This window comes from Spirosoma validum (assembly GCF_014699035.1).
Taxonomy (GTDB): domain Bacteria; phylum Bacteroidota; class Bacteroidia; order Cytophagales; family Spirosomataceae; genus Spirosoma; species Spirosoma validum.
The window spans coordinates 144,891-160,769 of record NZ_JACXAA010000007.1 but is presented as its reverse complement, the minus strand read 5'-3'; the positions used below and the strand labels follow the sequence as shown (position 1 = coordinate 160,769).

Sequence of the window (15,879 nt, the reverse complement as noted above, 5' to 3'; positions counted from 1 at the left end):
TAGCTGCGTTACTCACTCCTGAGGCTTCTGGCTGGATTCACAAGCGCGGCTTTAATGCTCTGGAAACTGATTGTTAAGAGCGCAATGCCGGCAGCTATCGACCCTGCCAGCAAAAATACCCACCACTCTATCGAAACCTTATAGGCGAAGTCTTTAAGCCATTGATCCATTGCCCACCAGGCTAATGGGCTGGCAATAACCATCGCAATCAATACGAGCTTGAGGAAATCCTGCGAAAGAAGTACCACAATACTGATTACGGTGGCGCCCAGCACTTTCCGGACGCCAATTTCTTTGGTACGTTGTTCAGCCGTAAACATCGCCAGGCCGAATAGGCCCATGCACGAAATCAGAATGGCAACAGCCGTTGCTGTATTGACAAGTTGCCCGGTTTTCTGCTCTTTTTCATAAAGTCTGGCGATCGAGTCGTCCAGGAAGGAATACTCAAACTTATTATCTGGATATACTGATTTCCACGCCTGCTCGATACTAGCCAGCGTGGCTTTAACCTCGTTCATCGGCTTTCCGGTCGTTGCCAACTTAACGCCAATGTTTCGGGCCTGCGGCATATTGGCGATGAATAGGGCTCCGATTTTTTCGTGGAATGACTGCTCATGGAAATCAGCGACGACCCCTACAATAGGATACCTTTTATCCTGAAATTCGATCAACTGGTTTATCGCATCTGCTGGTTTTTGAAACCCCAGCGCCCTGGCAAACGTAGCATTGATGACCAGTTCCCGCATTGAATCACTTTTTACGTAATTCCGCCCCGCCAGAAGCCGAAGCTGATACAGTGGAATAAAATTTTCATCGCCCACCTTTACGGATGCGTCCATCTCTACGTCCCGCTTTTTGCCATGGTATTTTAGTTTGGTTACCATATAAGCGTCGCCCATCGGCGGAAACCACTCCATTGTTACACCTTCAACGTTCGACAGTTGTTTGATTTTCTGAGCCAGTACAGGCCCTTTATCAGTCTGGGGAGGACGTATCGAAACAATGGCATCGGTTGAAAAGCCACGGTCTTTGTTGCGCATAAAACTCAACTGTCGCCCAACCATCAGCGTTCCGATAATAAACACCAGCGAGACCGTAAACTGGAATACAATCAGGGTTTTACGTAAATATCCTTTCTGTCCACCTGTCAACGTGGTTTGGCCTTTGAGGGTTAGCGCAGGTATATAGGACGACAATACCCAGGACGGATAAAAGCCTGCTAACAACGACGTAACGGCTGTAACCCCGAGCAGAAACAGCCCTGTTTGTAAGCTAAACAATTCAACCACGAGACCCTTGGGCGTTAACGATTGAAAGGCGAATAAAATGGGCTTAACGAGCGCTAATGAGATCAGGACAGCGATGAGCGTCAGGAAAACGGTTTCACTCAAAAATTGGGTTATCAGATTGGCGCGGCTGCTGCCCATCACTTTGCGGATACCGGTTTCCTTAGCCCGCTGAACCGATTGAGCGGTCGATAAATTGATGAAGTTGATAGCCGCAATCAGCAGAATAAACCCGGCAATGGCTATCAGACCGTAGAGTGTCGGTAAGTGTGCTTTGCGGGAGTAATTATCATCGTAATTTTCGTTGAAATGAACGTCCGACAACGGTTGGAGAGCGGGCGTAAAGCTGAAATCCTTTGAGTAGTGTGCTTTGCTAAATCGCTGAAATTGTGCCGTGAACTGAGCGGGCGTTGAGCCTTCCGGAAGCTTGACAAACGCCTGCGAGGCTGACCAGATATCTTCCCATTGATCGAGGTTGATTTCGTTCTTTAACTGACTGGCTCGGACCGTAGCTAATGAAATAAAATCAGTAAACGTAAAATCCGTTGGCTGGGTCCAGTCCTTAACGATACCGGCTACGTTGACTCGCACCGAATCCAGATAAATTACGTCTTTCCCAAGGAATTGATCGAGGGGTAAATCACCAAAATATTTATGGGCTTTCTGTTCCGATAGAACCACCTTAAACGGTTCATTTAACGCAACGTTTGGATTGCCAGCCAGCCATTGGTACTTGAAAATATCGAAGTACTTAGGATCCACAACCACAAGGTCGGCATTACCGCCCGTGCGTCTCCGGCTTTCAAAACGGATCGGTTTTTCATCTCCGTTCGGGATTAGCACGTCCGATTCGATCGTATGAAAAGCAGCCACAGTTCCCAGTCCGGGAATTTCTTTGCGAATCGCCCCCGGTACAGGGACTGGTATGAACCCGACCGGGTGCTTCTCACCATTTTTTTCGTATTGCGCTTCGCCCACCAGCCGATAGATACGCTCACTGTCGGGATGGAACGTATCATAGCTGAGTTCGTAATTTGTGATGAGGTAAATAGCCAGACAGGCGGTAACGCCCAGCGTAAGCCCGAAAAGATTAATGAGCGTACTGACTTTGTGCTTTGTCAGACTACGTAGCGAGGTTTTAATGTAATTACGTAACATAACAGGATGTAGTAAGGAGGGAGATGAATAGTCTGTTGCTTGACGTTTAAGTACAAATGGCAATCCAGCCCGGGGCTGTAAAAAGCCCAGCACATTACGCCAGTACCGACGATTGGCCTTGGTTTTCCCGAGCCGCATTACGTCCCGTTTGTAGCGTTCATGTAAGTCGCCCTGTAATTCCTCCAGCAGGTGTGGAGCACAGAAGAGTTCGAGCAGACGATCTGCAAAAGGAGGTGGAGCGGTTCGATGAGTCGGTTTCATAGGCTGATAGCTGGTAAAGCGTTTGGCAAAATCGAATTCCAGAGCTGGTCGCGCATGGATCGAATGTCGTGAAGCGCCCGGCTACCCAGCGCCGTAACGGTAAACAGGCGTTTACGACGCCCCCCACGCTCAGCCGTTGCTTCGCCCATGTACGACGAAAGCATCCCTTTTTCCTGCAAACGATGTAGCGCAGCATGCACCGCACTGATACTTACTGAGCGCCCTGTTTGTCGGTCCAGTTCGTCGGTAATGGCCACGCCGTAAGCGCGCTCGTTCAGAACGGCAACGGTTAGTAATACGATTTCTTCAAACTCACCTAGATACGATCGTTTCATAATGATGAATTACATTAACTTTTGTAGAACAAATACTCTGCCAATTTTGAAAAAGTGCCTATACGTGCCCATTAAAGCTATTTTGATTAAAATAGAATGTCCGAAACTGTACACGACTTGTCCGAAGCCGAACAAACTATTGTGAAAGCAAGTCTTAGAGAGGGCGGCTGTCCGTAACTTTGCCGCCACGAAACCGATACCTGTTATCATGTCTCTCCAAACTCTCGTCAAAATTTCTAACGTTACCAACCTCAGTGATGCCCGCTACTGTGCCGGAATGGGCGTTGATATGCTCGGCTTTTCAATGGATGCTGAATCCCCGGATTATATTGAACCGAAAAAATTTAACGACATCAGAGGATGGGTAGCCGGTGTGCAGATTGTTGGTGAAACGGCATCGGCTGATCCTGAAGTTATCGAGCAACTCCTGGATACATACCAGCCCGATGTGTTGCAAGTGGACGAATCGGCTTTGTTACCCTATCTTGGTACGTTTGGTAAGCCGCTCATTCTGCGCGTAGATTTGTCGCAGCTAACGCTTGATCAACTCGATACGTTGTTTCAGACGGGCGTGGCTGGTGCTGATTATATTCTGCTCGAAAGCAATGGCTCTATCCATTTCGATGCTGATTTGAAAGCTACTATTCAGCGACTCTCGTCCCGATATTCTATTTTACTGGGAACGGGGATCTCTCTTCAAAATGTCCATACATTGTTGACAGACCTGCCTGTTCGGGGTATTGCGCTGAGTGGTGGCGATGAAGAACGACCCGGCTACAAAGAATTTGGTGAGTTAATGGATATCCTGGAAGCAATCGAGGAAGAATAGTTAGTCGTTAGCGTAAATAACTCAAAGAAGTTAATCGACAACTACTAGCGACTATTGACTGACAACTATAATTCACTACTATGCATTACCTACTATCATTGAAAACATACTTCCATCCATAGCCGCGTCCATTCTTCCAATTCTGCTTCCACTGGTCCTCGTTGTCTGCTAGGTTTACATCGTTTTAAACAGATATATGCCATGAACAAGCGCTTAGAACGTATTGCCGACCAGGCCCAGATTGGGGGCGTATGTGCTGGTTTGGCCGATTATTTTGGAATTGATCGCGCATTGGTACGCGTGCTTTTTGTAATCGGAATTTTTTTGCCCCATTTTCCGGCTATAATCATTTATATTATCCTCTGGATCGCACTACCCGAACGGCATTCGGATGGGTATGTGGCCCAATCAACCGCGTTTTCTAATCCTTATTTTTCCATGAATCCCTACAATCCCAACAAGCCCGCATCACCCGACCGTAGCATTATCGGCGGGGCCGTTCTGATTCTGCTCGGTATCATGTTTCTGATCGACCGCTACTTCGATATCGACTTCGGCGATCTGTGGCCTTTCCTTCTGATTGCAATCGGTATATGGCTGATTTTCAGGGATCGGATTAAACCGCCATACGATAATACAACCAATTATGGCGATACAACCAACAACGATCCGAACGGAACTCTTTAACCAGATGATGCCGGCTGGATGGAGTATAATAGCCTAATCTGGTAGTCAACTTCATCTAGTCGGCATCATAAAAAACACTTTTGCTATGCAACGACGAAACGGATTGTTCTGGGGTATTTTTTTGCTGACACTAGGCGTACTTTTTCTCGCTCGCCGGGCTGGTTGGCTCGATGTCGATTGGCACTCGCTGGTGAATTTATGGCCGGTGCTTTTGATTCTGGCCGGTGTTAACCTGATTTTGGAACGGCGCGGGAACCCAGCGGCATTCATCACAACGATAATGCTGGCCGTAGCACTACCGACAACGTTGTTTGGCTTTTTCTCCCATAATCGAGATCGGGACCACGATGGGTTTCATATGCGCTGGAATCATGATGACGATGACGACGACAATGATCATACTTACAGTGATAATGATTCCGGTGATAACGACGACGATGATGATAATAATGACGACGATTATCGGGAAGAGCGTGAACGTCGGAATGTCGAAAGCGCTGAAACGCATTCCAATACCTTTTCGGAGGCAATGGATGCTAACGCCCACGAGGCTGTACTGAAACTGTCGGGAGGAGCGGGGCGATTTTTCATTAGTGACCCGACCAGCGAACTCATTAAAGCTGATACGAAACAGACTGTTGGTACATATTCGATGTCAGTTGATCGTGACCCAACGACGCATACACCAACCATCGAATTAAAGCCTAAGAATGAGCATGAGCACATCAATCTGAAAGATGGCGATTTTGAGAACCGTGTTGATGTACACTTAAATGCTACGCCTATCTGGACAATGGACGTAGCACTCGGTGCGGGACAGGGCAATCTGGATTTAAGCCAATACGCTGTTAAAAACATGAAAATTGGCGCCGGTGCCGCCGACCTTGATCTAAAACTTGGCGCGAAAGCTGATCAGGCTGACATAAAGCTAGACGTTGGGGCTGCGTCGGTAACGGTACACGTGCCAAAAGAAGTAGGTTGCCGGATCAAGAAAGATGGTGCCCTCAATGTCGAACATCTCGATGATTTTACGGATGTCGGCGGTGGCGAATTCGTTAGTCCTGGTTACGATGCCTCTCAAAAGAAAATGACCATTCGCTACAATGGCGGCATCTCAAGCTTCAGAGTAGTACGGTATTAGGTTTTTTAACCCCAAAGCGGTCCGCCGTCGCGGCACGGAGAACATAGGGCTTCAACTATCTCTGTATTCTCCGTGCCGCGACGGCGGACCGCTTTGGGGTTAATAAGTTTATAATGATTTCCTAATAATTAATTTAAATGGATTCTCTACGTGTTCTACACTGCCGTCTAATACCAGTTTTGCGGCTGTTCTACCCATCTGAGCAAAATCGGTCGACATGACCGTGATGCCTTCCAGCAGGAATTCTTTTAACGGGGTGTCGTTGTACGACAGAATCCCCACCTCCTGACCCAATACGTAATTGGTCTGCTTTATTTTCTTGATTAACTCAACCAGATCTTCCTCCATTAAATTGATGTAAGCCTGCTGCGGTTCGATCGATTCATTCTGAATATTATGAATGACGCGTGTCTGGAAACCGTGTTCGTAGCAGAACTTATAATAGCCGTTCAGAATGGCTTTTGGGTGATACGAATAGGAAGGGAAAAGAATACTTAGCGTATTGTATTTCCGTAGAAGGGGCAGCGCTTCTACCAAAGCCTGATAGAGATCTTTCTCAAAGTTCTGAAAGACAGCCGCATAGTTGCCCGTTATTCCTTCCAGAAGCTTATCCAGAATCACCAGTTTGTGTTTCGGCAGACTATTGATCAACTCGTCGGCTTTTTCGCCCCCGTCGAAGAAATGGCCGATAATAACGTAGTGAGTATGATTACGGGTCTGGCGCTGAATTAAATCCCGAAACAGCCGGAAGTCGTTATTGTAGATAAAAAAATCAATCGCTACGGTCGGACCCAGCAACTCGACAAATGAATCGTAAATGATTTTTTTGTGCACGCTTAACTTATTGAACAGCAGGAATATTTTTAGGTTTTTCCCCGTTGGCGTATAGTTAATGTAAAATCCTTTTCCTTTTACGGCCCCGATAATTTCTTTCTCTTTCAGGAGTTCATATGCCCGCTCGATGGTGCCTTTTGATACGTCAAACTCGGCACATAATTCATGGATAGAAGGTAGCTTGTCACCGGGTAAAATATCCCGATTCTCGATACCTTCTACAATCGAATTGTAAATCTGCTGATACTTGGGCGTATTTGAATAGTCGTTGATTTTAATATGATAAAGCATAGTATAGAACTTAATTTCGGGTTGAACCCAAGGTAAAAGAGTACACAAAGTTGCACGTATTGACAGGAGTTCGCCAGACAAGAGCGAACTCTTTTTTTATACATGTAGAAAGAAGAAAACGGGGCGGATATATTGAAAATTCCAAGAAAATTATTCTAATAATGCCAAATATGGGTAGGTATAGGAAAGTTGACGAGTTCAGACTTGTCATATTGGACTAACTAATTGTCCTTTTCCGAGACTCTAGGTTATCAATTCCTACTCCTTTAACCCATGAAAAGACTCTACACACTAGTATCGCTAGGTATGGTCGCAGGCGCCGTCAGCAGTTTTGCCCAGGAGCCTACACCTATTCTACAAAAAGAAACTACCTCAGCCAGTAGGCAGTTGATGGCTCGGCTCATGCCGAAAGCTGGGTCATTATCGACAGGCACCCTACCGGTAGACGTAACGGTATCTGGTAAAGTAATTGATGAGAAAGGCAGCGCGTTGCCGGGTGTTAGCGTGGTTGTAAAAGGAACTACGCAGGGAACGACCACGGATGGTACGGGGAGTTATCGTATCTCTGCGCCAAACACCAATGCTACGTTAGTCTTCAGTTTTGTGGGCTATCAAAAGCAGGAGATCGTTATTGGCAGCAAAACGACGCTAACCGTTACGTTGTTACCGGACGACCAGACCCTGAACGAAGTGGTTGTAGTGGGGTATGGTTCGCAGCGCAAACAGGACATTACGTCGGCTGTTTCGGTCATCAATATGCGCGACATTGGCGAACAGCCCGCCAACAACCCGAACCAGATTTTGCAGGGCCGGGCGCCGGGCGTTGTCGTTAAACAAAAAAGTGGTACGCCGGGCGGTCAGTTTGAAGTGCGTGTCCGGGGCATTGGCTCACTGGGGGGAGGTAGTGACCCAATCTACGTTATTGACGGGTTTGTGGTCGGTACGTCGGTCGGGCAGAACCTAAATCCCAATGATATTGAAAATGTCACGGTCTTGAAGGATGCAGCCTCTACCGCTATTTACGGGGCCAGAGGTTCCAATGGGGTGGTTCTGATCACTACCCGGCAGGCTAAAGAAGGGAAAGTGGCCGTCAATCTGTCGCTCGATTATGGTATTCAGAGTGTCCCGCGGTCCAGGCGAACAAAGATGCTCAACGGAGTCGAATTTGCGCAGTTCAAGAAAGATATTTTCATGGATCAGATTCGGATTCTCCAGAATCGGGAACCTGCCGAGAGCGAAGTACCCATTGGGTACCGGTTTCCGGAACAGACCCAGTATTCGACCAACTGGTTTGACTTGATCATGCATGATAACGCTCCCTATTCTGACCTGAACCTGGGTGTTTCATCGGGAGCAGGACCCATCAAAGCGTTGTTGTCGGTTGGGTATTATAAGGAAGATGGAATTATTAAAAAAACGGATTATGACCGGATATCGGTTCGCTCTAATTTAAGTGGACAGGTTAATAAATTTATCAATATAGGCCTGAATATTAATGGTACCTATACCCGGCAAAATCTGGCGAATACCGACGGGCGCAGCGCGCTGGTGGGGGGTGCTTTGCTGATGGATCCCCGCGCTACGCCCTACAATGCCGATGGTTCGCTGATTCCCTACATTAACGGCGTCGACGGCGTATTCGGCTTTCCGAATCCGTTGTATGTACTGGAAAATGTGTATAGGAAACGAAACATTTCCGATCTGTTGAGTAATGCCTTCATTGAAGTGTCATTCCTCCGGAATTTTAAGTTCAAAACGTCGGCGAATATTAAGCTCAATAACAATACGTATAAAGAGTATGTCCCGTCGACCATCGGCTTATCGGTAGCTTCGGGTACGGCGGGCGCTCCTCCTCGCATTGCCACCGAAACGGATAATACGGAAGAGCTGACGAACTATTCGCTGGATCAATTACTGACCTACAAGCCTCAACTGGGGACCAATCACAGTCTGGATGTTTTGCTTGGCTACACTTCTCAGCAGGAGAAAGTCCGTGGGTTTACGGGTACTGGCAATACCTTCCCCGATGACCTGGTTCCGTTTTTGGGAGCGGCCTCGATTCGATCATCCACCTCCTACGAATATGGATGGTCGCTGCTGGCTTTTCTGGGCCGGGTCAATTACTCCTATAAAGACAAGTACCTGTTTTCGGCGACCTTCCGACGGGAAGGCAGTTCGCGCTTTGGGGCGAATAATAAATACGGGGATTTTCCGGCGGCTTCGATTGGCTGGCGTCTTACGGAAGAATCCTTTATGCCGAAAACGTCGTGGCTTTCTGACCTGAAACTCAGGGCGAGCTGGGGTATAACAGGAAATAATAACTTTCTAACCATTGGCAATTACCCTAGCCTGGCCTTTGTCACGAGTGGCAGTGGGGCTAACTCCGGCAATTACAACTACATCCTGGGTAATTCTTTCTCGGCGGGTAAAGTGGTCAGTTCGTTTGCCAACTCGAACCTGAAATGGGAAAAGTCAAATCAGCTGGATATAGGCATGGATCTGGCCCTGTTTAATAGTAAGCTGATTTTCAACGTCGAGTACTACAAGAAAATCACGAATGACATGCTATTGCCGGTTTCGATACCCTCCGTATCGGGCTTTACGACGGTACTCGACAACATCGGTAAAGTCGAAAACCACGGTGTAGAAATTGGCGCGGAATACCGGACCAGCTTTGGGCAGTTCAACTTCCGGACCAACGCCAATATCAGCTTTAACCGCAATAAAATTCTGGCCATTAAGGGCGCTAACGACGCCTTGTACTACGGCAGTTTCTACGGCGGCTACAACGTACAAAAAGTGGGTCGCCCAATCGGGATGATTTATGGGTACAATAAATTGGGTATTTTCAATACGCAGGCTGAAATCGATGCGGCTCCCAAACAGGACGGTGCTATTCCGGGTGCTATGAAGTTTCAGGATACGAACGGCGACGGCGTGATTTCCTACGATACGCAGGACATGGTCGAAATCGGCAATCCAAATCCGGCGTTCACCTGGGCCTGGACATTCGCCGGCGATTATAAAAAGTTTGATTTTAATGTTATGTTCCTCGGCGTTCAGGGCTTTGACATTTACCGAAATATCGAAGCTTCGACGATGAACATGGACGGCGTTTTCAACGTACTGGACAAAGCGAAAGACCGCTGGCGGTCGGCAACGAATCCCGGAACCAATCCATCGGATGTTCATGCACAGGGCGGCACGAGCTATTTTAAATGGTCGCGCGAAAGCAGCAACCGCTACGTATACGATGGCAGCTACGTCTGGCTTAAAACCGTCACCATTGGCTATAATCTGCCCAAGTTCAAATCGATTCTGAGTGGTGCCCGGATTTTCGTGACGGGCAATAATCTGATCATCTTCACAAAGTACCCTGGCAATAATCCGGATGCGGGCGTAAGGGGCACGTCCACGTCCTCGAACAATGTTGAGCTGAATAATGACGACGAGTCATATCCTGTTCCCAGAACGTTTGCAACCGGTATTAAACTCAACTTCTAATCGGCACGAACATGAAAAAAATAACTGTTCTAGGAGTTCTTTTCCTTTGCCTGAGTCAATTTTCGTGCAAAGAAGATATGTTAGTCACAACCGATCCGACGCGGATTGGTACCGATTTGTTTTATAAAAATGAAACCCAGTTTCAGCAGGCCCTGAGTGGTGTATACGGCCAGCTACAGAACATAACGAACTCGGCGTATATCTTTCAGGAATTCCCCTCGGATAATACTACACTCGATTTTAACCCGCTCGACCGGGGGGGCGCTGCTGGTTGGGAAGCGTTTGAGTTCTCGACGGTCAACCAGGGTAATGGCGAGATTGCCACCGTCTGGAATCTATATTATTCAGCGCTCTATAACACCAACTTTACCTTGGAGAAGCTGGCGAGCAGTGGGCTCGACGCAACGGTGAAAGCGCCTATCGAAGGTCAGTTAAAGTTTTTACGGGCTTACTTTTATTTTAATCTGGTTCAGTATTTTGGGGATGTTATCCTCGTTACGTCAACGCTACAAAATCCGAACCAGGCGTTTGATCTGCTTCGCTCTCCGCAGGCAGATGTCTGGGCGCAGGTTGAGAAGGATCTGAAGGAATCCGTTACGTTATTACCCACTACGTATCCGGCTGCTCAGATAGGGCGTATCACGAAAGGGGCAGCGCTGGGGCTTCTGGGCAAGACGCAGCTCACTCAGAAAAAATACGCCGATGCCGTCACGACGCTGAAGCAGGTAACCGGCTATTCCTTGAACCCGGTATACGCCGATAATTTCAATCCGGCCAAAAAGAACGGGCCAGAATCCATTTTTGAAGTGCAGTATCAGGGTGGAAATGACCTGGGCGAATGGAGCACGTTTGCCTATACGTTTGCCCCCCGCCTGTCGGGGGCAGCCGTAACAGGGTTCGCCAACACAACGCCCGGCGGTCGTAATGTACCTACCAACGACATGATTGCGGCTTATGAAACCGGTGATCTGCGTAAGGATGCTTCCCTGAAAACCAGTTATACGCTGAACGGTACGGTTGTTCCGATTCCGTATGTAATTAAATTTACCCATGCGCACACCATTACCGGACGGACGGACGATAACTGGCCGGTGCTGCGGTATGCCGATGTGTTGCTGATGATGGCCGAAGCCATTAACGAGCAGTCGGGTCCAACGGCAGAAGCCTTCGGGTATCTGAATCAGGTACGCACGCGGGCTGGGCTGGCTGCGTTAAGCGGACTGGATAAAGCGGCTTTCAAAACAGCCGTACTGAAAGAAAGGCGTGTTGAATTAGCCTTCGAAAATCACCGCTGGTTTGACCTGAAACGTACCATGACACCCGCCGAATTAGCGGCCTTTATGAATGCGTATGGCGCGAAAGAAAAAGCCAAACCAACGGTGGACCGGGGGGGCATTGCTTTTAATGCCCAGGATTACGTGTTCAGCGATTTTGAGTATTTTTTCCCGATTCCGGCACCCCAGATTTTGATTAACGCGAAATTGACACAAAACCCGGGGTACCAGTAAAACAGGATTAAATCAATAATAACCAGGCACTTTTCTGTACGGGTTACTGTTGCTTAACAGTGATTCGTACAGAAAAATCATTTGAAAAGACTATTCAACGTATCAATTTTCTGAACAACTAGTGACAATCGTAGCAGAATCATTTTGGCTTTGGCAGTTTCTGGGGCGCTTACATCCCCTTATTGTTCACTTTCCGGTTGGCTTACTTTGCGTTGCTTTAGTACTGGAAGTTATCAGCTGGTTTCGTAAATCAACGGAGCTGAGGGCGGGCATTAATGCCATGCTCTGGATTGGCACCATCAGTGCAATTCTGGCAGCTGGACTCGGCCTGGTGCTGGTCAATCAGGAAGACTACGCGGGTAAAGGGGTTCTGGTCCACCAGTGGTCAGGTCTGGCGACAATGGTTCTGGCTATTCTAACCGTAATCGCGCTACGTTCGGGACGGGTAAATCTATACCGAAGTTTATTGATTCTAACCGTCGTTGGGGTTAGTGTGGCGGGTCATTACGGTGCCCTGCTAACCCACGGTGAAGATTACATCAGCAGTGTATTGCCTTTTGGGGATCAGCCCAATGTAGCAAACTCGCCCGCAAATAATGCAATGTTTGCGAGTCTGAACACGAGTAAGCAATTGACAGCTAAGCAAGTACAGGAGCTGAATCTGGAAATTCGTTCGATTCTGGCGCACAACTGCTATAGTTGCCACAGTGCTACAAAAACCAAAGGCGAGCTGCGGCTGGATAGCAAGGCCCTGATCATGAAAGGCGGCAAGCACGGCGCTATCCTGAAAGCCGGTCATCCGGAAGACAGCGAGATCATCCGACGCATTACGTTACCCGCCGACGATAAAGAAGCGATGCCGACTAAAGGTAAGCGGCTCACCGAAAACGAAGTAGCACTTCTTTCCTTATGGATAAAAGCCGGGGCACCCTGGCCCAGTGGTGCCGAAAAGAGCATTTACCGGGTGGCTGCGCTGGAACCTCGTTTACCCATTCTGCCAGCTGCTACGGTTGATATCAACAATCCAATTGATCGGTTGGTCAATGTCTATTTCCACAAAAACAAGATTGAATGGAAAAGCGTCGTTGACGACCGGACCTACATGCGCCGGGTCTATTTAGACATCATTGGATTACTACCAACACCCGCTAAGATTCAGGCATTCGAGGCTGATACGCGCCCTGATAAGCGAGAGGCTTTAGTGAAGGAATTACTCAGCCGAAACGGCGATTATGCCCAGCATTGGATCACGTTCTGGAACGACGCGTTACGGAATGATTACAGTGGAACGGGATATATTACGGGTGGACGATTCGACATTACGCAATGGCTATATGCGTCACTGAAGAAGAATAAACCATACAACTGGTTTGTCCGGGAGTTGATTAGCCCCACCAAAGAATCGTCCGGTTTTATTAAAGGGATTAAATGGCGCGGTACGATCAATTCGAGTCAGCGAACGGAAATGCAGGCGGCTCAGAACGTAGCGCAGGTATTACTGGGACTGAACCTCAAATGCGCTTCCTGCCACGATAGTTTTATCAGCGACTGGAAACTGGCGGATGCCTATGCCTTCGCCAACGTGTTCGCTGATACTACGTTAGAAATTAACCGTTGCGATAAGCCTACGGGTAAAATGGCTGGCCGTCAGGTTTTATTTAAGGAATTAGGTCAGATCAGTGTCGATGCGCCGACCGAAAAACGCCTTCGTGAACTGGCTGATTTTCTGGTTCAACCGAAAGATGGCCGCCTGTATCGCACGCTGGTTAACCGAATCTGGGCGCAACTCATGGGCCGAGGCATTGTCGAACCCGTCGATGCGATGGACAATGAGCCGTGGAGCCAGGACTTACTGGATTGGCTGGCATATGATTTCGTGCAGAATGGGTACGACATCAAAAAATTGATCTATACGATTACTACGTCTAAAACCTATCAATTGCCCTCGGTTGGCGTTAAGGATGCGGATCTGGTAATGGCTCCCACCTACGTGTTTGAGGGTATGGTACGGCGTCGGCTTACGGCCGAACAATTTGCGGATGCAGTTAGCCTGGCCTTCAATCCGATCTACCAGGATACGTCGATCGTAAAAATGTTGCCGAAAACGATTCAGAAAGAGATAGCTTTTCCTCGCGCGTCGCTGGTGAAAAACGATCCGTTTCTGACGGCATTGGGTCGGCCTAACCGCGAAACGGTCAGCACCAGTCGGACTTCGCAGGCAAATTTGTTACAGGCCCTGGAACTAACGAATGGTACTACGTTTAACGAAGCCCTTAAGCGGGGAGCGGAACAATGGAAAGCAAAATACCCGTCGTCGGATCTGCTGGTCAAAGAACTTTATCGAAAATCGTTGGGTCGTGATCCAAAGCCTAAAGAAATGATTGTTGCTCAGAAGATTGTTGGCGTCCAGCCTAGTGTAGAAGGTATAGAAGATCTGGTCTGGGCGATTTCGCTCCACCCGGAATTTCAGTTGATTTATTGAGTCAGATAGGGAAGAAAGATGTAAGACGAAAGAAAGTATATAGATGCAGACTGGTAGTCTTTCATCTTGAGTCTTTACTCTTTCTTCAAACAGTTAAACATCGTAACGCTATGATAAACAGATGGAATCGGCGGGAGTTTCTCCAGAAAACAAGCGCGGCTACGTTAGCGGCACTGGCGGCTGGCGCACCTATACCCGGCTTACTCTCGGGCTGCTCAGGTGCTGAAAAAGATAAAGCCAAAAAACAGGCTAATGTGCGCGGAACGGCTGATACAGTTATTCTGCTCTGGATGGCTGGTGGCATGGCACATACCGAAACGTTTGATCCCAAACGCTACACACCCTATGAAACGGGTATGGAAGGTAACCGGGTGCTCAGTACGTTCAAATCGATGCCAACAGCCTTGGACGGCATTCATTTTTCAGATGGGCTTCAGTCTATTGGTAAAGTAATGGACCGGGGTACGTTGATCCGTTCCTACGTAGCGGCCGACATGGGTCATATCCTGCACTCGCGCCATCAGTACCACTGGCATACAAGTTACGAACCACCCCAGACTGTTGCGGCTCCGCACCTCGGCTCCTGGATTGCCAAAGAGTTAGGTCCGAAAAATCCGGTTATTCCGGCCTTCATCGACATTGGGCAGCGGTTTACGGTAGGAGAGGCCGAAGAGTTGAAAGCCTTCCACACGGCGGGTTTTCTGGGCAATGAATTCGGCCCGTTTTTTATTCCCGATCCCAGTCAGGGACTGGAAAGCGTTCGTCCGCCGATTGGCATGGATGCACGTCGATTTGAGCGTCGGAATCAACTCTATAACGAACTGATCAGCAACAGTCCGGTGGGTGAGTTTGGTAGCGATTATCAGAAAGAATCATTACGTCGGTCGATGGAGCAGGCGTACCGGCTTTTGAATTCGCCGGAAGCGAAAGCGTTTGATCTGAGCACCGAACCGAAGCACATCTACGAGCGATATAATACTGGTCGGTTTGGATTGGGTTGTTTATTAGCCCGTCGACTCACCGAACAGGGTGCGCGATTTATCAGCGTGACGACGGAATACGAGCCCTTCAAAGGTTGGGATACGCACGAAAACGGTCACTCACGTCTGGAAGATATGAAGTGCCAGATTGATGGCCCGATTGCGCAACTGATTCTGGATCTGGAAAAAACGGGTCATCTGGACCGTACCATGATTATTCTGGCCAGTGAGTTCAGTCGGGATATGATGGTGGAAGGCCGACCAGATGCCAAGGTACAGGAACAAGTTAAACAGCCTGATATTCTCACAGATCCGAAATTTTATGGTATGCACCGTCATTTTACAGATGGCTGTTCGGTGCTGATGTTTGGCGGAGGTATTAAAAAAGGATTCGTTTACGGCAAAACTGCCGACGAGCGTCCCTGCAAGACCATCGAAAAGCCGATACATATCGAGGGAATCCACCAAACGATCTATCACGCGCTGGGCATTGCATCTGACACACATTATGAAGTTGAAAAACGGCCTTTCTACATTACGCCCGACGGAGTAGCTAAACCCGTGATGGATCTTTTGGTATGAA

Annotated in this window: 10 protein-coding genes; 7 read left to right on the top strand and 3 right to left on the bottom strand. The window is 48.2% G+C overall.

Features of this window, described 5'->3' with window-relative positions:
* Positions 1 to 8 precede the first annotated feature (8 nt).
* Together IC230_RS19250 and IC230_RS19245 are read right to left on the bottom strand one after the other, a co-directional pair.
* A complete protein-coding gene (locus IC230_RS19250; RefSeq protein WP_191040674.1) occupies positions 9 to 2,705 on the bottom strand; it encodes an ABC transporter permease in 2,697 nt (898 codons plus the stop codon).
* On the bottom strand, positions 2,702 to 3,040 hold the full coding sequence (locus IC230_RS19245) for a PadR family transcriptional regulator (RefSeq protein ID WP_191040673.1): 339 nt from the start codon (positions 3,038 to 3,040) through the stop codon (positions 2,702 to 2,704). The genes IC230_RS19250 and IC230_RS19245 overlap by 4 nt, the downstream gene beginning before the upstream one ends.
* A gap of 208 nt (positions 3,041 to 3,248) precedes the next feature.
* Here IC230_RS19245 and trpF point away from each other — a divergent pair, with 208 nt between their 5' ends.
* The 3 genes from trpF to IC230_RS19230 all read left to right on the top strand — a co-directional run bounded on the left by trpF (position 3,249) and on the right by IC230_RS19230 (position 5,697).
* Complete coding sequence (gene trpF, locus IC230_RS19240) at positions 3,249 to 3,869, top strand: phosphoribosylanthranilate isomerase (RefSeq protein WP_191040672.1); 621 nt, start codon at positions 3,249 to 3,251, stop codon at positions 3,867 to 3,869.
* Between the two features lie 201 nt (positions 3,870 to 4,070).
* Positions 4,071 to 4,556, top strand: coding sequence for a PspC domain-containing protein (locus tag IC230_RS19235; RefSeq protein WP_191040671.1), 486 nt, complete (start codon positions 4,071 to 4,073; stop codon positions 4,554 to 4,556).
* An 85-nt stretch (positions 4,557 to 4,641) separates the two neighbouring features.
* A complete protein-coding gene (locus IC230_RS19230; RefSeq protein WP_191040670.1) occupies positions 4,642 to 5,697 on the top strand; it encodes a LiaI-LiaF-like domain-containing protein in 1,056 nt (351 codons plus the stop codon).
* 108 nt (positions 5,698 to 5,805) lie between these two features.
* On the opposite strand, the gene IC230_RS19225 is transcribed toward IC230_RS19230, so the two are convergent.
* Entirely contained in the window at positions 5,806 to 6,822 is a 1,017-nt protein-coding gene (locus IC230_RS19225) for a GntR family transcriptional regulator (RefSeq protein ID WP_191040669.1), read from the bottom strand.
* A 390-nt stretch (positions 6,823 to 7,212) separates the two neighbouring features.
* Here IC230_RS19225 and IC230_RS19220 point away from each other — a divergent pair, with 390 nt between their 5' ends.
* The 4 genes from IC230_RS19220 (at position 7,213) to IC230_RS19205 (ending at position 15,878) form a co-directional block, all read left to right on the top strand.
* On the top strand, positions 7,213 to 10,326 hold the full coding sequence (locus tag IC230_RS19220; RefSeq protein WP_394355499.1) for a SusC/RagA family TonB-linked outer membrane protein: 3,114 nt from the start codon (positions 7,213 to 7,215) through the stop codon (positions 10,324 to 10,326).
* 11 nt (positions 10,327 to 10,337) lie between these two features.
* On the top strand, positions 10,338 to 11,834 hold the full coding sequence (locus IC230_RS19215) for a RagB/SusD family nutrient uptake outer membrane protein (RefSeq protein WP_191040667.1): 1,497 nt from the start codon (positions 10,338 to 10,340) through the stop codon (positions 11,832 to 11,834).
* Between the two features lie 121 nt (positions 11,835 to 11,955).
* Positions 11,956 to 14,316, top strand: a complete 2,361-nt coding sequence (locus IC230_RS19210) for a DUF1549 domain-containing protein (RefSeq protein WP_191040666.1) — start codon at positions 11,956 to 11,958, stop codon at positions 14,314 to 14,316.
* Positions 14,317 to 14,426: 110 nt separating this feature from the next.
* A complete protein-coding gene (locus IC230_RS19205) occupies positions 14,427 to 15,878 on the top strand; it encodes a DUF1501 domain-containing protein (RefSeq protein WP_191040665.1) in 1,452 nt (483 codons plus the stop codon).
* The last annotated feature ends 1 nt before the right edge of the window (position 15,879 follow it).